The 19,337-nt window shown below is 74.5% G+C and carries 18 protein-coding genes and 2 pseudogenes; 8 read left to right on the forward strand and 12 right to left on the reverse strand.

All coding sequences use genetic code 11. The features are described from left to right. The first annotated feature begins 124 nt into the window (after positions 1-124). Both ABT245_RS15330 and ABT245_RS15335 read left to right on the forward strand, forming a co-directional pair. A complete protein-coding gene (locus tag ABT245_RS15330) occupies positions 125-1,573 on the forward strand; it encodes a GNAT family N-acetyltransferase (RefSeq protein WP_351733599.1) in 1,449 nt (482 codons plus the stop codon). Positions 1,574-1,711: 138 nt separating this feature from the next. Next, entirely contained in the window at positions 1,712-3,403 is a 1,692-nt protein-coding gene (locus ABT245_RS15335; protein WP_351733601.1) for a DUF885 domain-containing protein, read from the forward strand. Positions 3,404-3,514: 111 nt separating this feature from the next. Here ABT245_RS15335 and ABT245_RS15340 read toward each other — a convergent pair whose 3' ends face one another. The 7 genes and pseudogenes from ABT245_RS15340 to ABT245_RS15370 form a co-directional block, all read right to left on the reverse strand. Further along, positions 3,515-4,030, reverse strand: coding sequence for an immunity 21 family protein (locus ABT245_RS15340; RefSeq protein WP_351733604.1), 516 nt, complete (start codon positions 4,028-4,030; stop codon positions 3,515-3,517). Between the two features lie 102 nt (positions 4,031-4,132). Beyond that, positions 4,133-4,336, reverse strand: a pseudogene (locus ABT245_RS15345) (rhodanese-like domain-containing protein); the annotation flags it as partial. Positions 4,337-4,446: 110 nt separating this feature from the next. Continuing rightward, complete coding sequence (locus ABT245_RS15350) at positions 4,447-7,434, reverse strand: AAA family ATPase (protein ID WP_351733606.1); 2,988 nt, start codon at positions 7,432-7,434, stop codon at positions 4,447-4,449. Further along, positions 7,431-8,594, reverse strand: coding sequence for an exonuclease SbcCD subunit D (locus tag ABT245_RS15355; RefSeq protein WP_351733608.1), 1,164 nt, complete (start codon positions 8,592-8,594; stop codon positions 7,431-7,433). The genes ABT245_RS15350 and ABT245_RS15355 overlap by 4 nt, the downstream gene beginning before the upstream one ends. Before the next feature lie 107 nt (positions 8,595-8,701). Next, positions 8,702-9,328: a YigZ family protein gene (locus tag ABT245_RS15360; RefSeq protein WP_351733610.1), complete on the reverse strand. Its 627-nt coding sequence runs from the start codon at positions 9,326-9,328 to the stop codon at positions 8,702-8,704. 156 nt (positions 9,329-9,484) lie between these two features. After that, positions 9,485-10,036 (reverse strand): SixA phosphatase family protein, encoded by a 552-nt coding sequence (locus ABT245_RS15365; RefSeq protein ID WP_351733612.1) that lies wholly within the window; start codon positions 10,034-10,036, stop codon positions 9,485-9,487. Further along, a complete protein-coding gene (locus ABT245_RS15370; RefSeq protein WP_351733614.1) occupies positions 10,033-10,794 on the reverse strand; it encodes a hypothetical protein in 762 nt (253 codons plus the stop codon). The genes ABT245_RS15365 and ABT245_RS15370 overlap by 4 nt, the downstream gene beginning before the upstream one ends. 186 nt (positions 10,795-10,980) lie before the next feature. Between ABT245_RS15370 and ABT245_RS15375 the strand changes: the two genes are divergently transcribed. From ABT245_RS15375 to ABT245_RS15385, 3 genes and pseudogenes are all read left to right on the forward strand, one after another. Next, positions 10,981-11,400: a CoA-binding protein gene (locus tag ABT245_RS15375; protein ID WP_351733700.1), complete on the forward strand. Its 420-nt coding sequence runs from the start codon at positions 10,981-10,983 to the stop codon at positions 11,398-11,400. A 34-nt stretch (positions 11,401-11,434) separates the two neighbouring features. Further along, positions 11,435-11,629 (forward strand): annotated as a pseudogene (locus ABT245_RS15380) (FAD-dependent monooxygenase); the annotation flags it as partial. 167 nt (positions 11,630-11,796) lie between these two features. Then, positions 11,797-12,858, forward strand: coding sequence for a 4-hydroxybenzoate 3-monooxygenase (locus ABT245_RS15385; protein ID WP_351733616.1), 1,062 nt, complete (start codon positions 11,797-11,799; stop codon positions 12,856-12,858). Positions 12,859-12,912: 54 nt separating this feature from the next. Here the strand turns inward: ABT245_RS15385 and ABT245_RS15390 are convergent, their stop codons facing one another. Further along, positions 12,913-13,278, reverse strand: a complete 366-nt coding sequence (locus ABT245_RS15390; RefSeq protein WP_351733619.1) for an ArsR/SmtB family transcription factor — start codon at positions 13,276-13,278, stop codon at positions 12,913-12,915. Positions 13,279-13,340: 62 nt separating this feature from the next. Here ABT245_RS15390 and ABT245_RS15395 point away from each other — a divergent pair, with 62 nt between their 5' ends. Beyond that, the gene (locus ABT245_RS15395; RefSeq protein ID WP_502982125.1) at positions 13,341-14,612 is read left to right on the forward strand and encodes a cation diffusion facilitator family transporter; all 1,272 of its coding nucleotides are present in this window, start codon (positions 13,341-13,343) and stop codon (positions 14,610-14,612) included. Between the two features lie 2 nt (positions 14,613-14,614). Here the strand turns inward: ABT245_RS15395 and ABT245_RS15400 are convergent, their stop codons facing one another. The 3 genes from ABT245_RS15400 to ABT245_RS15410 all read right to left on the reverse strand — a co-directional run bounded on the left by ABT245_RS15400 (position 14,615) and on the right by ABT245_RS15410 (position 16,701). Then, positions 14,615-15,172 (reverse strand): YbaK/EbsC family protein, encoded by a 558-nt coding sequence (locus ABT245_RS15400; protein WP_351733622.1) that lies wholly within the window; start codon positions 15,170-15,172, stop codon positions 14,615-14,617. Between the two features lie 32 nt (positions 15,173-15,204). Beyond that, entirely contained in the window at positions 15,205-15,777 is a 573-nt protein-coding gene (locus ABT245_RS15405) for a cupin domain-containing protein (RefSeq protein ID WP_351733624.1), read from the reverse strand. Between the two features lie 126 nt (positions 15,778-15,903). Next, on the reverse strand, positions 15,904-16,701 hold the full coding sequence (locus ABT245_RS15410) for an acyltransferase (RefSeq protein WP_502982126.1): 798 nt from the start codon (positions 16,699-16,701) through the stop codon (positions 15,904-15,906). Positions 16,702-16,826: 125 nt separating this feature from the next. On the opposite strand from ABT245_RS15410, the gene ABT245_RS15415 reads away from it, so the two are divergent. After that, positions 16,827-17,354 (forward strand): gamma carbonic anhydrase family protein, encoded by a 528-nt coding sequence (locus ABT245_RS15415; protein WP_351733629.1) that lies wholly within the window; start codon positions 16,827-16,829, stop codon positions 17,352-17,354. Between the two features lie 6 nt (positions 17,355-17,360). Here the strand turns inward: ABT245_RS15415 and ABT245_RS15420 are convergent, their stop codons facing one another. Then, a complete protein-coding gene (locus ABT245_RS15420; protein WP_351733632.1) occupies positions 17,361-18,005 on the reverse strand; it encodes a DedA family protein in 645 nt (214 codons plus the stop codon). A 376-nt stretch (positions 18,006-18,381) separates the two neighbouring features. Here ABT245_RS15420 and ABT245_RS15425 point away from each other — a divergent pair, with 376 nt between their 5' ends. After that, positions 18,382-19,251: a lysylphosphatidylglycerol synthase transmembrane domain-containing protein gene (locus ABT245_RS15425; protein ID WP_502982127.1), complete on the forward strand. Its 870-nt coding sequence runs from the start codon at positions 18,382-18,384 to the stop codon at positions 19,249-19,251. The last annotated feature ends 86 nt before the right edge of the window (positions 19,252-19,337 follow it).

A 19,337-nucleotide genomic window follows, 5' to 3' on the forward strand; every position in this document is an offset into this window, starting at 1 on the left:
CAGCGCTTCTTCGTCTGCTGACGCCCCCTCAGGCAAAAAAGCAACAAAAGGGACAGAAGCATGCTTTACCCATCAGTCACAGAGCGTTTGTGATCACGCAACACCGTTCCTTCACAGTGGGTGCATGACTGGAGACATCTCGGATGTGACAAGAGCGAGGCACGGGCGTCCCGTGCACCACTGGCGGCGGGACGTGGTGGAACTCGCCGCCCTGTTCACGGCCGTCGCGGTCGCGGACGTGGTGGCCAACCTGATCGGGCACGGGCCCGACGGCCCGGCGCTGCTGGTGATCGCCGCGGCGGCGCTGATCGCCACGGCGGGGTTCCACACCTGGTGGGCACGGCGCCACGGTCACGCCCCTCCCCCGAGCCATACCGACGCCCGGTCGGCCGCCGAGCCGCGGCACACCGGGCCGTCCGACCGGCCGGAGCCGACGCCCGGCGCCGAGGGCGGGACGAGTGCGCTGTGGCGGATGCGGACGACGGTGCAGGACCGGCCCGGCTCGCTGGCCGCGCTGTGCACGGCCCTCGCGGACCGCGAGGTCGACATCCTGAGCCTGCAAGCGCATCCGCTGGCCGAGGGCACGGTGGACGAGTTCCTGCTGCGTTCCCCGGCGGACCTCACCGCCGCCGAGATCACCCGGGTGGTCTCGCTGGGCGGCGGCGCGCACACCTGGATCGAACGGGCCGACGCGCACGATCTGGTGGACGCGCCCACCCGCATCCTGGGCCTCGCCGCGCGGACCGCGCTGGATGCCGCGGAACTCCCGCTGGCACTGCGGCAGCTGCTGGGCCGCTGCACCATACGCTCGCTGCCCGCCGCACCGGCCGACGACGCACGGGGACCGCAGGCGGTACCGGCCGAGGGGGCGCTGGAGGACACCGTGCTGCGGCTGCGCGCGCCGGAAGGCGGAGTGATCACCGTGGAGCGGCCGTATCTGCCGTTCACACCGACCGAGTTCGCCCGGGCGCGGGCACTGGTGGAACTGGACACGCGGCTCGGCCCGCGGATCCCGCGCAGCCAGGACGTGCTGACACTGGCCGAGGGCAACGCGATCACCGTGCGGCGGGCCGACCCGGGCGACCTGGAGGCGGCGCAGGCGATGCACGCCCGGTGCTCGTCGGGGACCCTCGCTCTGCGGTACCACGGGCCGGTCCGGGACGCGGACCGCTACCTCGCCCATCTGCTCAGCCCGCGCTTCGGGCGGACGCTGGCCGTGCAGACCGCGTCGGGCCGCGTCGTCGGCCTCGGCCATCTGCTGTGGGACGGCGACGAGACGGAGGTCGCGCTGCTCGTCGAGGACGAGTGGCAGCGGCGCGGCATCGGCGGCGAACTCCTCGGCCGCCTGGTGTCGATGGCCGTCGAGGCGGGCTGCGAGAGCGTGTACGCCGTGACGCAGGCGTCCAACACCGGCATGGTCGCCGCGATGCGCGGCCTCGCTCTGCCGCTCGACTACCAGATCGAGGAGGGCACGCTCGTCATCACGGCCCGGCTGGACGCCACCCCGGTCGTCTCGCGACCGCCGTACGACTGCGGGCGGCGGCGCTCCGACGGCCCGGCCGGCCGCGACTGACCGCAGGCCGGTAGCCACCGGCGCACGTCCGGCGGCGGCCCTGGGACCGCCGTCGGCGGCCGTGCCCGCGCCGGCTCGGGGTACGGAGCGGCTCGGACGGGGTGACGAGGACAGCATCGCCGTATGAGGATGGACGGCATGTCTGAAACCAAGAGCCCGCTGCCCCGCGAGGTGGCCGACGCCTACGTCGACGCACTCGTCGCCCTGGACCCGGTCACCGGTACCTACCTCGGAGTGAAGGAGAGTTCGAGTCGGCTGCCGGACTTCTCACCGGCGGGCCAAGAGGCCCGAGCGGAACTGGCGCGGAACACCCTTGCCGCGCTCGCGCAGGCCGAGCAGGCGCCCGGGGCGGACAGTGACGTGGAGCGGCGCTGCGCGCGTCTGCTGCGCGAACGGCTCACCGCCGAACTCGCCGTGCACGAGGCCGACGAGGGCCTGCGCGCGGTCGGCAATCTGCACACCCCCGGGCACGCCGTGCGCGATGTGTTCACCGTGACACCCACCCAGACGGAGGAGGACTGGGCGGCGGTGGCCCGGCGACTGCGCGCGGTCCCTGCCGCGCTCGCGGGCTACCGCGCGTCGCTGGCCCTCGGCCTGGAGCGGAAGCTGTACGCGGCTCCGCGCCCGACCGCCACCTTCGTCGACCAGCTCACCGAGTGGGCGGACACGGACGGCACGGGGCGCGGCTGGTTCGAGGACTTCGCCTCGGCCGGGCCCGAGGCGCTGCGCGCCGAACTGGACGAGGCGGCCGGTGCGGCGACCGCGGCGGTCGCCGAGTTGCGGGACTGGATGCGGGACGTGTACGCGCCGGCCGTCGAGGGCGCCCCGAACACCGTGGGCCGCGAGCGGTACGCGCGCTGGTCGCGCTACTTCAACGGCACGGACCTGGACCTGGACGAGGCGTACGCGTACGGCTGGGCCGAGTACCACCGCATCCTCGGCGAGATGCGCCAGGAGGCCCAGAAGATCCTGCCGGGCGCGAAGACGCCATGGGTGGCGCTCGCCCACCTGGACGAGCACGGCGCGCACATCGAGGGCGTGGAGGAGGTCCGGGTCTGGCTGCAGGGCCTGATGGACCGGGCGATCGCGGAACTGGACGGCACGCACTTCGAACTCGCCGAACGGGTAAGGGAGGTGGAGGCGCGCATCGCCCCGCCCGGCGGTGCCGCGGCCCCGTACTACACGGCCCCGTCGGAGGACTTCTCGCGCCCCGGCCGCACCTGGCTGCCGACCATGGGGCAGACCCGGTTCCCGGAGTACGACCTGGTGTCGACCTGGTACCACGAGGGCGTGCCCGGACACCACCTCCAGCTCGCCCAGTGGGCCCATGTGGCCGAGAACCTCTCCCGCTACCAGGCGACACTCGGCGGGGTCAGCGCCAACGCGGAGGGCTGGGCGCTGTACGCCGAGCGCCTCATGGACGAGCTGGGCTATCTGACCGATCCGGAGCACCGGCTCGGCTACCTCGACGCACAGATGATGCGCGCGGCCCGGGTGATCGTCGACATCGGCATGCACCTGGAACTGGAGATCCCGGCGGACTCGCCGTTCCGCCCCGGTGAGCGCTGGACCCCGGAACTGGCCGAGGAGTTCTTCGCCGCGCACAGCAGCCGGCCCGCCGACTTCGTGGAGAGCGAGCTGACCCGTTATCTGACGATTCCGGGTCAGGCGATCGGCTACAAGCTCGGCGAGCGGGCCTGGCTGCTGGGCCGCGAGAACGCGCGCAGGCGGCACGGCGACGCCTTCGACCTCAAGACCTGGCACATGGCGGCCCTGTCCCAGGGGTCGCTGGGCCTGGACGACCTGGTGGACGAACTGTCCGCGCTCTGACCGACGGCGCGGGCCGGCACCCGGCGGGGATGCCGCCCGCGCGGTGCGGAACCGCCGGTGGTGCGCACCACCGCGCGCGTCGTGGGCACCACCGGCGGCCGGCCGGCGGGTTCAGTCCGGCAGCCGGCGCAACTGGACCAGGCCGAGCCAGGTCTCCGGTCCCGGCTGGGCGTGGCCCGCGCGCACCGTGTACCGGCCCGGTTCCAGCGCCACACGCAGGTGCTCGGCGTGGTCGGTCGCGGTGCCGGGCCAGGCCGAGTCGAACAGGACGACCGGGCCGGGCACCTGCCAGCTGACCTCGTTCTGCCACTCGGCCGCGTCGAGGGCCGCGGGGACGCCCGCCAGCAGTTCGTCCTCGGAGCCGGCCGCGCTCCACCGTACGAAGGTGCCGTGGTCCGGCAGGAAGGAGGTGGAGGCCGGTTCGTCGCCGAGTACGAGGGCCGCGCTGTCCCCGACCGGGAGCAGGCCGACATATCCGTCGACCTCGCACGCCCGGTCGTAGTCCGTGGCGAGGTCCTCGCCGTCGGCCCCGGCCCAGAACGGCAGCACCGCCTCCGGGACCACGATCAGCGGGCCCCCGCCCGACTCCACCCACTCCACCGCGCCTGGATCCGCGTATCGCGCCATGGGCAGAACCTACACGGACAGCGACCGGCCTGGTCCACCGACCGGCCCTCCGCCCGCTACGCCCCGAACTGCCCCGTCGGCAGCCGCAGTCGGCGTCTGTTAGAGCATCTCCTTGACCTGGCAGCCGAGTTCGGCGAGGGCGGCGCGGGTGACGCGGTTGCAGCCGGGGCCCCAGCCGTACGTCACCACCGGCACGGATCTGTCCAGGAGCTGGTCGGCCCGCTCGGGGACGAGCGCGGTCGGCGGGTGGACGGCGCCCGGGCCATGTCCCTGGTCGAAGGCGCCGGCGGAGCGGGGGTCCAGTACCGTCAGCGCCCCGAAGGCTGTGTCGAGATGCGGCTCCGCCGCGGGCGCCATCAGCCACGACGCAGCCGCAGCCGACCGACGCCGCGTCACTCCCCTTTTCCCCGAAGCCCTCAGCCGAGACTCCGCAGGGTGGAGCCCGATCTGCCCTTCACCACCTCCAGTTGGGCGTGGACGCGGCGCCGCAGATCGGCGACATGGCTGACGATGCCGACGCTGCGGTCGCGTTCGCGCAACGAGTCGAGGACGTCCAGGACCTCGTCCAGGGTCTGGTCGTCGAGGCTGCCGAAGCCCTCGTCGATGAACAGGGTGTCCAGCCGGACCCCGCCCGCCTCGTCGGTGACGACGTCGGCGAGGCCGAGGGCCAGCGCGAGGGAGGCGAAGAACGTCTCCCCGCCCGACAGCGTCGCCGTGTCGCGCTCGCGGCCGGTCCAGGCGTCGACCACATGCAGCCCGAGCCCGCTGCGGCCCCGTCCGGTGCGGTCGTCCGAGTGCACCAGGGTGTAACGGCCCGCGGACATGCTGCGCAGCCGTACCGTCGCGGCGGCGGCGACCTGTTCCAGGCGGGCCGCCAGCACATAGGACTCCAGGCGCATCCGGCGTTCGTTGTCGGCCGAGGTGCCCGCGGTGAGGGCGGCGAGCCGGGCCACCCGGTCGTACTCCTCGCGCAGCGGCGCCAGCCCGCGTATGCCGTCGGCGGCGCGGGCGGAGAGCCGGTCGAGTTCGGCGCGGCAGCGGGCGGCGGCGTCGCGTGCGGACGCGGCCTCGCGCAGCCGTCCGGCCGCCGAGGCCGCGGCGCGCTCGGCCGCTTCGAGGTCGGCGGGCGGTCGCCGGGCCGCGGCGGCCGTGTCGGCCTCGGCGAGGATCGCGCGTACGGCGGCCTCCTCGGACTGCCGGGCGTCGAGGAGGTGCTGGAGGTCGCGATGGGCCGCGTCGTCGAGCAGGGCGGCCGCCGCGTCCCGCGGGGTGACGAAGCCCGCGCGGTAGGCGGCGTCGGCCAGCCGGGCGTCGGCGTCCTTGAGCCGCCGGGCGCTGTCCTCGGCGGCGCGCGTGGCATCGGCTGCGTCGGTGAGCCGGGCCGTCAGCCGCTCCAGTTGCGCGGCACGGGCCGCCACGCTGCCGGCGGCGCCGCGCGCCTGCGCCAACTCCTTCTCCAGCAGGGCGCGTTCCTGGTCGAGGGTGTCCCGCCGGGTGAGCCGGGAGGCGGCCCTGACCTCGGCCTGCTGGCGGTCGGCGAGGCGTCGCTCGCGCTCCTGCTCGGCCCGCCGCAGTTCCTCGCGGGTGGCGTGCAGCCCGGACGCCGCCCGCCGCGCCCGCGTGTACTCCCGCTCCAACTCGTCCGCCTGTGCGGCCAGTTGCTCGGTGGGGGTGTCGCCGGCCTCGGCGGTCGCGGCGGCCAGCGCCTCCCGCACGACGCCCAGTCGGCGCTCGGACTCGGCGCGCCGTTCGTCGGCGCGCTGGTGGGCCGCCAGCGCCCGCTCCTCCGCCTCGCGGTCGACATGCCCGGCGACCCTGCGGGCGGGCGCGGGGTGTTCGGTGGCGCCGCAGACGGCGCACGGTTCGCCGTCGGTGAGGTTCACGGCGAGTTCCGCGGCGATGCCGTTCAGCCGCTGTTCCTTGAGGTCGAGCCAGTGGGCGCGGGCCGCAAGGGCGTCCCGTTCGGAGTCGAGTGCCCGCTGCCGCGTGGTCTCCATGTCCCCGGCCAGCCGGTCGCGCAGCCGGGCCGCGTCGAGCCGGCGCCGGGCCGGTTCGCGCTGCACGGCGAGCTGTTCGGCGCGGGTGGCCGCCTCCTGGGCGGATTCCAGCCGGTGGTGCAGGCCGGCGCGGAGGGCGTCCCAGCCGGCCAGCCAGGTCCCGGCCTCCCGCAGCGCCTCCTCGTCGGCGCCTTCCTGACGGTCCAGGCCGGCGCGCTCGGCGACGAGTTCGGCGAGCCGCTGCTCGGCGCGGCGCGCGGACTCCAGGCCGCCCAGTTCCTCGGCGGCCCGGCGGGCGGCGGCGGCGAGCCCGGCGGCACCGGCGTCCGCGAAGCTCTGCGGCAGCAGCCCGCGCGCGTGTGTTTCGGCGGCGGCGGTGAGCCGGTGCTCGGCCTCGGCGGCCCCCCGCAGTTCCAGGGCGGGCGCCACGGTCTCCGCCTTGCGGCCCCGCTCCATGCGGGCCTGCGCCTCCCGGTGGGCGCCGGCCTGCTCCTCCAGGTGCCCGGCCCGCCGCCGTGCCTCGGCGAACCGGTCCTGGAGCCGGGCGAGTTCGCGTACTTCGGCGAGGGCCCGGTCGGCGGCGGCCTGGGCGGACTCGGCGGCGGTGAGCCGGCAGTGGGCGACGGTGAGCCGTTCCCGTGCGGTGCTGCGGGCGACGGCGGCGGCGGCCAGCACGGCCTCGGCCAGGCCGGGCTCGCCGGGGGCGAGTTCCGGCAGTTCCATGGCGTCGCCCGCTTCCTGCTGCATGCGGTGCGCGTCGGCGAGCAGCGCGGCGTCGCCCTCCCGGACCCGGGCCTCGGTGGCGCGGCGCCGTTCGGCCAGGCGTTTTTCGACATCGGCGAAGCGCCGGGTGTCGAAGAGGCGGCCGAGCAGCCTGGCCCGCGCCTCGGCGTCGGCGCGCAGGAAACGCGCGAAGTCGCCCTGGGGCAGCAGCACCACCTGGCAGAACTGTTCCCGGCTCATGCCGAGCAGTTGGGTGATCTCCTCGCCGATCTCCTGGTGCGAGCGACTGCGGTCCCGCCAGGTGCCGGCGGCCGGGTCGTAGGCGCGCAGCCATGACTGGGCCTTGTCGAGGGTCGTGCCCGTACCGCGCTTCTTGGGCCGTTCCCAGGGCGGCTGCCGGGTGATCTCCAACCGCCGTCCGGCGACAGTCAGTTCGAGGCGTACCTCGGTGCGGGTGGCGGGGTCGGCGTGGTCGCTGCGCAGGGACAGGCCCTGGCCGCTGTGCCGGGCGCCCGGCACGGCGCCGTAGAGCGCGTAGCACACCGCGTCCAGGACGGAGGTCTTGCCCGCGCCGGTCGGTCCGTGCAGCAAGAACAGGCCTGCGGCGGACAGCGTGTCGAAGTCGACGCTCTGGGAGCCGCCGAACGGTCCGAAGGCGGTCACGTCCAGCCGGTGCAGCCTCATCGCGCCACCTCGCGCAGCGCGTCGTCGGCACGCACGGCGTCGAACGCCTCGCGCAGCACGGCCAGTTCCTGCTCGTCGGGGCCCGCGCCGCGCACATGGGCCACGAAGTCCTGGGCGATCTGCTGGTCGGCGCGGCCGGCGAGGCGCCTGGCGTACGACACGTCGGGGTCGTCCGGTGCCCGCTCGGGGGCGAAGACGAGGCTGAGGGTGTGCGGGAAGCGGGCGGTGAGCCGGGCCATGGGGTCGGCGGGCCGTGTCCGGTCGGTGAGCGTGGCCTCGACCCAGGCCGTCTCGTGCCGGGCGAGCGCGGGGTCGGCGAGCAGGTCCTCCAGGGTGCCCCGGATCCGGGCCAGCGGGCGCGGCACCGGGCAGTCGGCGCGCTCGGCGGCGACCGTCCCGTCGGCGCCGAGGTCGATGAGCCACATGCTCTTGCGGTGGCCGGCCTCGGAGAAGGAGTAGGCCAGCGGGGAGCCCGAGTAGCGCACGCGCGGGGAGAGGGTCTGGCAGCCGTGCAGATGCCCGAGCGCCACGTAGTCGACGCCGTCGAAGACCGCGGCCGGGACGGCGGCCACCCCGCCCACGGTGATGTCCCGTTCGCTGTCGCTGGTCTGGCCGCCGGTGACGAAGGCGTGCGCGAGGACGACGGAGCGGGTGCCGGGGGTACGGGCGGCGAGGTCGGCGCGTACCCGGTCCATGGCGGCGGCGAGGACCATCTCGTGGCCCGCCCGGTCCACCCCGAAGGCGTCCTTGACCAGGGCGGGTTCGAGGTAGGGCAGGCCGTAGCAGGCCACGTCCCCGTGGGCGTCGGCCAGCACGACCGGGGTGCCGCAGCCGGCGGGGTCGGTACGCAGATGGATGCCGGCGCGGTCCAGGAGCCCGGCGCCGACCCCGAGGCGGCGGGCCGAGTCGTGGTTGCCGGAGATCATCAGCGTGGGCACGCCGAGGTCCGCGAGCCGGTGCAGCGCGTCGTCGAACAGCTCGACCGCGGCGAGCGGGGGCACCGCCCGGTCGTACACGTCTCCCGACACGACCACCGCGTCCACGTCGCGCTCGCGCACGGTCGTGACGAGGTGTCCGATGAACTCGGCCTGGGCGTCGAGCAGGTTCACCCGGTGGAACGCCCGGCCCAGATGCCAGTCGGAGGTGTGCAGGAGTCTCATGATCCCCGAGACTAACGGCCGGGTCTGACATCACGGGCGGTTACTCCCGTATCGGCCCGTCACCAGCCGCACCCCATAGGCCCGTTATGTCCGTTCGGCCCCGCGGGTCATGCGTCCCCGTACGCCTCTTTGCCCGTCTCGAAGCGGGCCGTACCGGCGGTGGCGTCGGCCAGCCAGGCGCGGAAAGCGGCCACGTCGGCGTCCGGCAGGGCGATCTCGATGGTGACCGCTTCCCCGTACCGGACGTCGCGCACCGTGCGGCCGGTTGCGCGCAGGTCGTTGTGCACCTTGCCCGCGCGCTGGTGGTCGACGGTCACCGTGGCCAGCCGGAAGCGGCGCCGGGTGCGGGTGCCGAGCTGGTCCAGGGCCTCGCCGACGGCGCCGCCGTACGCCCGGATGAGTCCGCCCGCGCCGAGCTTGACGCCGCCGTAGTAGCGGGTGACGACGGCGACGACGTACCGCATGTCGCGCCGCAGCAGCATCTGCAGCATCGGGACGCCCGCGGTGCCGCCGGGTTCCCCGTCGTCGCTGGCCTTCTGGACGGCCGCGTCGGCGCCGATGACGTACGCCCAGCAGTTGTGGGTGGCGTCGGCGTGCTCCTTGCGGACCGCGGAGACGAACTCCTGGGCCTCCCGTTCGGTGGCGGCCGGGGCGAGCGCGCACAGGAACCGTGAGCGATTGACCTCGGTCTCGTGCACGCCCGCACGGGCGACGGTGCGGTACTCGTGCTGCATCCGGCCAGCCTAATCCGTACCCGTTTCCCCGGCCGAGGCGGCGGCACCCGCGACGCGCTGTGCGAGCACGGGTCCCGTGCCGCCTCCGGCGGGCCCGCTCCCGCCTGCCGCGCCTCCGGTTCGGAGTCACCCCCGGCCGGGGACGTCCAGCCCCGGCTACGCCTTCCTGCGCCGTTTCCCGCGGGGGATCGTGACCGAGGTGAGGAGCGCGGTGCCGGGGGTGAGGGCCTGCCAGCCGGTGCCGTGGCGGGTAAGGATCGCGATGGCCGACGTCGGGAACTTTCTGCGGACCACCTCCCGGGTGTCGTCCAGGCTGTCCCCGGCCAGATCGAGGACCAGTTCCGCAAGACCCGGGTTGTGTCCGACCAGGAGCAGCGTCTCGACCTCGGGCGGCACCTCGTGCACGAGCCGTAGCAGGTCCGGCACGCCGGCCGCGTACAGCCGCGGCTCGAACCGGGCGGGCGGCGGGGTGCCCCACTGGGCCGAGGCGAGTTCCCAGGTGCTCCGGGCGCGCAGCGCGGTGGAGCACAGGGCGAGGTCGGGCAGGCAGTCGGCCTCGGCGAGGGCGCGGCCCGCGGCCGGGGCGTCGCGCCGGCCGCGCGGGGCGAGCGGGCGTTCGTGGTCGGCGACGCCTTCGGGCCAGGCGGACTTGGCGTGCCGCAGTACGACCAGGCGGCGCAGCGGGCCCGCGCCCGCGCGGGCGCTCATGCGGGGCTCCCGAGGTCGTGGACGAGATCGAGGCCGAGCAGCCGGTCGGCGTGGGCGTACGTCTCGAAGCGGGCACCGTCCGGCAGGTCGGCGGCCTCCGCGACCCCGTCCAGGACCTTCAGTACCTCCGTCACATCCAGATTGTCCTCCCAGGCGGCGCGCAGCCGCGCGCGCACCTCGTCGGGGATCGGCCGGGACGGCTGCCGTGCCCAGTGGGCGACCGCCCGGCGCCAGCGCGCCAGCGTCCGTCCGGCCCGGTCCAGCGCGTCCGGGTCGATGCGCACGGGGGTGTCCCGGCGGGTGGCGAGCAGGGCGAGGCGCAGTACGGCGGGATCGGCGGGCGGGTCCGCAAAGGCGGCGCCGGTCACCGCGGCGGCCGCCCGGGCAGGGTCCGCGCGGACCGCGGGGGCGACGCCGACGACGACCCCGCCCTCGGGCATCACTCCGCCGTCCCCGACCACGTGCACGATCTGTGCCTCGCCGAGGCCGGCGGCGAGGTCACGTCCCTCCTCGAAGGGCCGGATGCCCAGGGCCGTGGCCGCCGCGCGCAGATCGGCCTGCCGCCGCCCGCCGGTGAGCAGGCACCACACGGGTGTGCCGCCGAGTTCCAGGGCGCGGACCAGCACGTCGGCGACGAGCAGCACACGCAGGGCCGAGGCGTCGGAGCCGGACGCGTGGGCCTCGACCCGGGTCAGGCCCCGGCGGGCGGGAGCGGCGTCGACGGGGCGGCCGGTTCGGGCGTCGATGATGCGCAGCACGGGGCGAGCGTAGGCGGACGGAAGCCCGTACGCAGGACTTGGCGCCGAAACCGGACACCGTGGCGGCGGATGCGACAGGCGGCGCCCGCCCGCCCGGGCCCGTACCGGGTCGGCGCGGGAATCACCGTCCGGTGGTCACTGTTGGCCCGAGGACAGTTCCGCGCCACGCCCGAGGAGGCCGCGACCGTGTACGGCGACGAAGCGACGATCCGCAGGATCCTGACCGAGTTGGGCGACACCTGGGCCGTCGTGGGCCTGCCCTCGAACCGGCGGCGCGCCGCCTATGGGGTGGCCGAGGTGCTGCGGCGGTTCGGCAAGCGCGTGGTCCCGGTGCACCCCAAGGCGGAGACGGTCCACGGCGAGCGCGGGTACGCCTCTCTCGCGGACATCCCCTTCGAGGTGGACGTCGTGGATGTGTTCGTGAACAGCGATCTCGCCGGGCAGGTCGCCGACGAGGCGGTCGCCAAGGGCGCGCGGGCCGTCTGGTTCCAGCTCGGGGTGATCGACGAGGCCGCCTACGACCGGACCGGGGCCGCCGGTCTCGACATGGTCATGGACCGCTGCCCGGCCATCGAGATCCCCGCCCTGGGCCGGCGGGCGGGGTGACCTCTGTCTGACCGGACACCGTCATAATGGCCCGGTGACGTCACCCTCCCCCTCCTCCGCGTCCGTGGAACGGCGACCGGTCGTCGTCGTGGGCGCCGGGCCCGCCGGGCTCACCGTCGGCGGCATCCTGCGGGCCGCCGGCGTCGACTGCGTGGTCCTGGAGACCGAGAGCAGGCAGTTCGTCGAGACGCGGCCGCGAGCGGGCGTCATCGAGGAGTGGGCGGTGCGGGAACTAGGGCGTGTTTCGAAAGTAGCGTCGTCCGCCCGGAGGGTGGGGCCCGCGGCGTCTGGTGCGGTGCATCGCAAGGCGGAGGGTCGTCCGCGTACTGGGCGTACGCGGACGATCCCGACAACGCGGCGTGGGGGCACCTCCCGGCCGAAGGCTGGGGGAGTGCCGTGCCAGGCGTCGCGGGCCAGACGGGACTTTCGAAACACGCCCTAGAACGGCGCGGACTCGCGGCCGGTCTGTCGGCGCGGGTGCAGGCGCACGACGCGTGCGAGTTCCGCTTCGACGGCGAGCGGTACCGGTTCCGCTACCACGAGCTGACGGGCCGTCACCACTATGTGTATCCGCAGCCGTTGCTGGTGCCGGACCTGGTCCGTGAGTACGCCGACGTCCGCGGCGGCGACCTCCGCTTCGGCGTCCGTGAGGTACGGCTGCACGACCTGGAGACGGATCGTCCCTCGGTGTCGTACCGGTGCCCGAGGACGGGTGAACGCCGGGTGATCCACTGCGACTTCGTCGCGGGGTGCGACGGCGCGCGCGGGGTGTCCCGGGAGGCGGTGCCCGCGTCGCGGGCGACGCTCGCGCGGCACGACTACGGCATCGGCTGGCTGGCGCTGCTGGCCGAGGCGCCGCCGTCCGCCGACTGCGTGGTGTTCGGCGTCCATCCGCGCGGGTTCGCCGGGCACATGGCCCGCAGCCCCGAGGTCACCCGCTACTACCTCCAGTGCCCGCCCGGCGACGACCCGGAGAACTGGCCGCACGAACGGGTCTGGGCCGAGTTGCGGGAGCGGCTCGGTGCGGCGGGTGCGCCCGCGCCCGCGGAGGGCCGGCTGATCGAGAAGCGCGTGCTGGACATGCACAACTACGTGGTCTCGTCCATGGAGTTCGGGCGGCTCTTCCTCGCGGGGGACGCGGCTCATCTCACCGCGCCGATCGCGGCGAAGGGCATGAACCTGGCGCTGCACGACGCCTTCCTGCTGGGCGACGCGCTCGTCGCACGCGTCACCGGGGGCGACGCCGCCGGCCTGGCCGGCTATTCGGCGGCCTGCCTGCGACGGGCGTGGGACTACCAGGAGTTCTCGCAGTGGCTGTCCGGCGTCTACCACGGCGCGGCGTCGGGCGACCCGTACCACGCGGCCACCGGCCTGGCCCGGCTGCGTCGGCTGGTCACCTCACCGGCCGCCGCGCGGGCGTTCGCGGAGCAGTACCTGGGCGCGGCCGACGCGTACTGACCGCGTGCGCCGACACGGACCTGCCGGGCCCGGCCGATGGGGGGCCGGTCCGGCTCAACTCCCTTGTCCGGGGCGGGTTTCGGTGAGCCGGTGGTCCGCCACGTCCAGCGCCTCGGCCACCAGCCGGCGCAGATGGTCGTGGCGCAGCGAGTAGACCACCCGGCGGCCCTCCTTGCGCGTGTTCACCAGGCCGGCGAGCCGCAGCCGGGCCAGGTGCTGGCTGACGGCGGGCCGGGCCGCGCCGCACGCCTCGGTGAGCGTGCCGACGTCGGCCTCCCCAGCCGTGAGCGCGTGCAGCAGGGCGAGGCGGGTGCGGTCGCCGAGCAGGGCGAGCAGTTCGGCCGCGACCGCGAACTGCTCCTCGCCGGGGGTACGCGGGTGCGCATGATGCGCAGATGACAGGTGCATGCGTGCGCTCATACGCACATAATGGCGGGCATGGGCGTCGTACGTCCACTCCCGCGCACCGGAAGGGGATCCACGTGAGCGACCGGCACCGGCACGAGCACGGCCACGACCACGAGCACGACCACGAGCACGGCCACGACCACGGGCACGGCGACGAGCGGGGGCGCATCCACGAGCACACGCACCGGTACGGCCCTGCGCACGAACACGACCCCTGCCGTGAACCCGGCCATGAACCCCAGCACAGGCCCGACCACGGACACGGACAGGGACACGGGCACGGACTCGACCACGGACACGGGCACGGGCACGGACTCGACCACGGACACGGGCACGGGCACGGGCCGTCCCGGCCGGTTTCCGGCCTGCGGCACCGCCTCGGTCATCTCCTCACCCCGCACTCCCACGACAGCGGCGACAAGCTCGACGCCGCCCTGGAGGCCTCGGCCCGTGGCATGCGGGCACTGTGGGTCTCCCTGGCGGTGCTCGGCGTGACCGCGCTCGCGCAGGCCGTGGTGGTGGTCGCGTCCGGATCGGTGGCACTGCTCGGCGACACGGCGCACAACGCGGCGGACGCCCTGACGGCCGTGCCGCTCGGCATCGCGTTCCTGCTGGGCCGCCGCGCGGCGAACCGGCGCTTCACCTACGGCTACGGCCGCGCCGAGGACCTCGCGGGCATCGCCATCGTGCTGACCATCACGGCGTCCGCGGTCTTCGCGGCGTGGACGGCGGTGGACCGGCTCCTCGACCCGCGCCCGGTGCAGCAACTGCCGGCGGTGGCCGTGGCCGCACTGGTCGGCTGCGCGGGCAACGAGTGGGTGGCCCGCTACCGGATCCGGGTGGGGCGGGCGATCGGCTCCGCCGCGCTCGTCGCCGACGGTCTGCACGCGCGTACCGACGGCTTCACCTCGCTGGCCGTGCTGGTGGGCGCCGCCGGGTCCGCGCTGGGCTGGCAACTGGCCGACCCGCTGGTGGGACTGGCCATCACGGCCGCCATCGCGCTGGTCCTCAGGGACGCCGCGCGGGAGGTGTTCCGGCGGGTGCTGGACGCCGTCGACCCGGCGCTGGTGGACCGGGCCGAGCGGGCGTTGCGTACGGTGCCGGGCGTGCGCGGAGTGGGCGAGTTGCGGCTGCGCTGGATCGGCCATCGGCTGCGGGCGGAGGTGGCGATCGTCGTGGACGGCGACGCGACGGTACGGCGGGCGCACGCGATCGCGGTCGACGCCGAGCACGCCCTGCTGCACGCCGTGCCGCGGCTGACGGCGGCCCTGGTGCACGCCGATCCGGCGCCCGCGCCCGGCGAGGCGGACCCGCACCGGGCGCTGGCGCACCATGTGACCGCCTGAGGTCAGGCGACGCCCAGTCCCTCCAGGACCACCGCGCCCGGCAGTTCGGCGAACACCTTGCCCGGTACCAGCAGCTTGCCGCGCCGGCGTCCGCTGCCCACCAGGACGTAGGGCAGGTCGACGACGGCGGAGTCCACCAGCACCGGCCAGCCGGCGGGCAGTCCGAGCGGGGTGATGCCGCCGTACTCCATGCCGGTCTCCCCGGTGGCCGTGTCCATCGAGGCGAACGACGCCTTGCGCGCGCCCAGTCGGCGGCGGACCACCCCGTTGACGTCGACCCGGGTGGTGGACAGCACGAGGCACGCCGCGAGGGTCGTCGCACCGGCCCGCTTGCCCGCGACGACCACACAGTTCGCGGACCGCTCCAGCAGCTCGCGACCGTAGTGCTCGACGAAGACGGCGGTGTCCGCCCACTCGGGCTCGGTGTCGACGTGGACGATCTGGCCGGCGGGGACGCTGCCGCGCCAGTGGCGCACGGCGTCGGCGACCGGGGCGATCAGCTCGCCGAGGCGGTCCGGAGCGGGGGCGGCGGTGTCGAAGTCTCCGATGGGGGCGCGCATGTCCGCACGCTGACAGGCGCTCGCCCAGGGCCTCAGCGTACGGGCGGGACGCAGACGGTCATCACCATCTCCATCGGGACGGCGCCGGTGTTGCCGTACGTGTGCGCCGTGCCGGCGTCGAAAGAGGCGCTCGCGCCGGCCGGGACGCGGTGCTCGACGCCGTCCACGGTGAGCGTCAGTTCTCCCGCCGTGACGTGGACGAGTTCCACCGTGCCGACGGGATGCGGGTCGGAGGGGCTGCTCTCCCCAGGCATCAGCCGCCAGTCCCACAGCTCCAGCGGGCCGGGGGCCTCGGCGCCCGCGAGCAGCCGGTTGTAGCTGCCAGCGTCGGTGTGCCAGAGCCGTACGGCCCGCTCCTCGGGGACGATACGGACCGTGGGGCCCTGCGCGTAGTCGAGCAGGGTGGTGATGCTGACGCCGAGCGCGTCGCCGATCTTGACGACCGTGCCGAGGCTGGGATTGGTGCGGGCCTGCTCGATCTGGATGAGCATGCCGCGGCTGACTCCCGCGCGTGCGGCCAGCGTGTCCAGGGTGAAGCCGCGCTCGGTGCGCCAGCGCTTGACGTTGCGCGCGAGGGACTGGGTCAGCAGATCGAGATCCGGCACGATACGTCCACTACTACGGTCCAATATTCCAAATGTCACAGTTTACTTCGCTGAACTGCGGCGCGATGCACCCGAGCGTTCACCGAACTGTACTGCGCGCCCGCCCGTGTGCTCGCCGGGGGCGGATCAGCCGTCGGTCTCCAGCTCGGCGAGCCGGGTCACGGCCTCCTCGTCGAGGTCGGCCAGCGCGAGCAGTTGCTCCGCTGTGACGCCGTCCGGGATCGGCGCAGGGGCGGGAGTGCGCAGCGGGGGCTGCCAGCCGTCGTCGGGTGTCCAGCGCCGCACCACCCGCGCGGGAGCGCCGGCGACCACCGCGTGGTCGGGCACCGTGCCGCGGACCACCGCGCCGGCCGCCACGACCACGTTCCGGCCGATCCGCGCGCCCGGCAGGATCACCGCTCCGGTGCCGATCCAGCATCCGGGCCCGATCCGCACCGGCTCCATCCGCGGCCACTGCCGGCCGATGGGCTCGTGCGGGTCGTCGTACGAGTGGTTGGTGGACGTGACGTACACGTACGGTCCGAAGTAGCAGTCGCTGCCGATGGTGACCGTCGTGTCGGCGATGACGTGGCTGCCGCGGCCGAGGACGACCCCGTCGCCGATGCGCAGGATCGGTTCGGGGCCGAGGTCCAGGTCGGGCATCAGGCCCGCGGTCAGGGTGACCTGCTCGCCGATGATGCAGTGGGCGCCGAGACGGATCCAGGGTTCGCCGAAGACCGTGCCGAGCGGAAAGGCGAGCCTGGTACCCGTTCCCATCGCGCCGAAGCGCAGCCGGCCCGGGTGCTCGGCGGTGACGGACCCCGCGCGCTGCGCCCAGGCCCAGCCCGCGTGGACGACTCGCTGGGCGAGGCGGCGCCGCCAGGACGAGAACGTGTTCTTGGGCTTCGGCACCCGCTCACGGTACTCAGCGGGCGCCTCGGCCATGAGGCCGTACCGCTGTGATCTTCGCCCCACCGGATGGCGTACCGTGCCGGTGTATTTCCCTCGGCAGGCGTATTTCCCTCGGCAGGCCGGTGTGCCCGCCCCGGCGGACGGAACGGTGGACGCAGATGACGCACAAGGCGCTGATCGTGGGCATCGGCGGCAGGGAGCCCCGGATCGACGAGGGGGCGTTCGTGGCCCCGACCGCCTCGGTGATCGGCGATGTGACGCTGCACGCGGGCGCGAGTGTCTGGTACGGCGCGGTGCTGCGCGGCGACGCCGAACGGATCACCGTCGGGGCGAGCGCGAACGTCCAGGACAACGTCACGCTGCACGCCGACCCCGGCTTCCCGGTCAGTGTCGGCGAGCGGGTCTCCATCGGCCACAACGCCGTGGTGCACGGGGCGACGGTGCAGGACGACTGCCTGATCGGCATGGGCGCGACCGTGCTGAACGGGGCGGTGATCGGGGCCGGTTCGCTGGTCGCGGCGCAGGCGCTGGTGCCGCAGGGGATGACGGTCCCGCCGGGTTCCCTGGTCGCCGGTGTGCCCGCGAAGGTGAAGCGGGAACTCACCGACGAGGAGCGGCGGGGCCTGACACTGAACGGCACCCTGTACGCGGAGCTGGCCAGGACGCACCGTGAGGTGCACGAGTAGTCCGGGTCAGTCGCGGACGGGCACCGGCTCCGACTCGGTCCGGGACTCCTGCGCCTTCTTCGCCTTGCGCCGGAGCACCAGCATCGAGGTCAGGCCGATCAGGACCGCCGCCACCAGCCCCAGCCAGGAGAACCTCTTCAGCCAGTCCTCGGCGACCACGCCCACGTAGTAGATGACCGCGGTGGTGCCGCCCGCCCAGCAGATGCCGCCGAGGACGTTGGCGATCAGGAACTTCCAGTACGGCATGTGCAGGACACCGGCGAGCGGACCGGCGAAGATGCGCAGCAGGGCGACGAAACGGCCGAAGAACACCGCCCACATGCCCCACTTCTCGAAGGACCGCTCCGCGGTGGCGATGTGCCCCTCGCCGAAGTGCTTGGGGAACTTCTTGCCGAGCCAGGCGAGCAGCGGACGCCCGCCCTTGCGGCCGATGGCGTAGCCGATGGAGTCGCCGACGACGGCGCCGAGGGTCGCACAGGTGCCGAGGATCACCGGGTTGACGCCCGAGTGCTGCGAGGAGAGCAGCGCCGCCGACACCAGGACGATCTCGCCCGGCAGCGGGATGCCCAGGCTCTCCAGACCGATGATCAGGGCCACCACGGCGTAGACGGCCACCGCGGGCACGGTGTCGAGCCATTCCTGGACGTGCAACGCCGGTTCCTTCCCAGTCGGGTCCTGCTCCACCGGGCGGCTGCGACGGCACGCCCCTGTGCAGGCTACCCGTTCACCGGGGGGCGGGCGCACGGACCGGCCCGCGGCACCGTCCCGCCGACGGCCCTTCGGCTCTCGGACATCCGCGTGTCACACGGAACGGGAAGGCTCCCCGCGGTTTCCCCGCCTCGCACCCTCAGGCCGTCGCCGCGCGGCCCGATGCGGAAGGACGACGTACCCCGTGTCCTCAGTCCCCACGCTCCCGTCCGAAGCCTCCCCACTCCGGCCGGAAGCACCCTCCCCCGTGTCCGAACCGCCCACGCCCGACACGTCCGCGCCGGCCGCCGAAACGACCGCCGTGGCCCAGGCGACTGCCGTGACCTCTGTGGCTCAGGCGACCGCTGCCACCGGCGTGGCCGAGGTGACTGCGGCGACTGCTGCGACCGCCGCGGCGTCCGCGCCCCGGACCGGGCCGCCCGCGTGCGTGGCCGACGCGCCCGGGCGGCGCGCGTCGCCGCTGTTGGCGGCCCGCCCGATCCGGCTCGCGCTCTGCCTGAGCCCCCTCCTGCTGGCCGGGATCTGGGGGCTGACCAATCGGCCCCTGCTGTACGAGGGCGCCACCCGGCTGGCCGCGGCCGACCCGGGGTGGCTGCTGGCCGGGGTCGGCTTCACCTGCCTGGGCTGGGTGGCGGCCTCCTGCGTCCGACAGGGCGCCCTCCCCGACCGATTGCCGCTTGGACTGCTGCTGGCCTCCCAGTTCGCCGCCGGTGCCGCGAACCACGCGCTGCCCGCGGGCCTCGGCGCGCACGCCGTCACCCTGCGCTTCCTGCGGGGCCGCGGCATTCCGCTGGACCGGGCCACGGCCTCGCTCGCCCTGTACTCGCTGGTGAAGCCCGTCGCCAAGACGCTGGTGCTGCTGGCGTTGCTGCTGGCCTCGCCCGCCGGACGCAGGCTCGGCGACCTGGTGCCGGACGGCCGCACCCTGGTCGCGGTGATCGCCGTCGCGGGCACCTGCGCCGCCGTCGCGGTCCTGCTCGTCACGGTCGTACGGCCGCTGCGCCGCCCGGTGACCGGCCTGCTGCGCACCGCCCTCGCCGACGCGCGGGTGCTGCACACCCGGCCCTGCCGGGTCCTCGCGCTGTGGGGCGGTGCCGCGGCGATGCCGCTGTCGCAGGCGTGCGTGCTCGCGTCGGTGGGGGCCGCGCTCGGGCTGCCGGTGCCGTGGACACATGTGGTCGTGGCGTAGACGAGCAGCCGTCCGTCCTGGCTTCGGAACCGGACGATCGCCTTGAGCAGTTCGTTGACGACGCCGACAGCGGTCGCGTCCGCGCC

The sequence above is a fragment of the Streptomyces sp. NPDC001508 genome (assembly GCF_040298665.1).
Lineage (GTDB): Bacteria > Actinomycetota > Actinomycetes > Streptomycetales > Streptomycetaceae > Streptomyces.

Excerpts from the sequence above, each read along its gene's own strand:
- ABT245_RS15330 (WP_351733599.1), top strand. The coding sequence starts at position 125 with ATGACTGGAGACATCTCGGATGTGACAAGAGCGAGGCACGGGCGTCCC.
- ABT245_RS15335 (WP_351733601.1), top strand. The coding sequence starts at position 1,712 with ATGTCTGAAACCAAGAGCCCGCTGCCCCGCGAGGTGGCCGACGCCTAC.
- ABT245_RS15340 (WP_351733604.1), bottom strand. The coding sequence starts at position 4,030 with ATGGCGCGATACGCGGATCCAGGCGCGGTGGAGTGGGTGGAGTCGGGC.
- ABT245_RS15350 (WP_351733606.1), bottom strand. The coding sequence starts at position 7,434 with ATGAGGCTGCACCGGCTGGACGTGACCGCCTTCGGACCGTTCGGCGGC.
- ABT245_RS15355 (WP_351733608.1), bottom strand. The coding sequence starts at position 8,594 with ATGAGACTCCTGCACACCTCCGACTGGCATCTGGGCCGGGCGTTCCAC.
- ABT245_RS15360 (WP_351733610.1), bottom strand. The coding sequence starts at position 9,328 with ATGCAGCACGAGTACCGCACCGTCGCCCGTGCGGGCGTGCACGAGACC.
- ABT245_RS15365 (WP_351733612.1), bottom strand. The coding sequence starts at position 10,036 with ATGAGCGCCCGCGCGGGCGCGGGCCCGCTGCGCCGCCTGGTCGTACTG.
- ABT245_RS15390 (WP_351733619.1), bottom strand. The coding sequence starts at position 13,278 with ATGAGCGCACGCATGCACCTGTCATCTGCGCATCATGCGCACCCGCGT.
- ABT245_RS15400 (WP_351733622.1), bottom strand. The coding sequence starts at position 15,172 with ATGCGCGCCCCCATCGGAGACTTCGACACCGCCGCCCCCGCTCCGGAC.
- ABT245_RS15410 (WP_502982126.1), bottom strand. The coding sequence starts at position 16,701 with ATGGCCGAGGCGCCCGCTGAGTACCGTGAGCGGGTGCCGAAGCCCAAG.
- ABT245_RS15415 (WP_351733629.1), top strand. The coding sequence starts at position 16,827 with ATGACGCACAAGGCGCTGATCGTGGGCATCGGCGGCAGGGAGCCCCGG.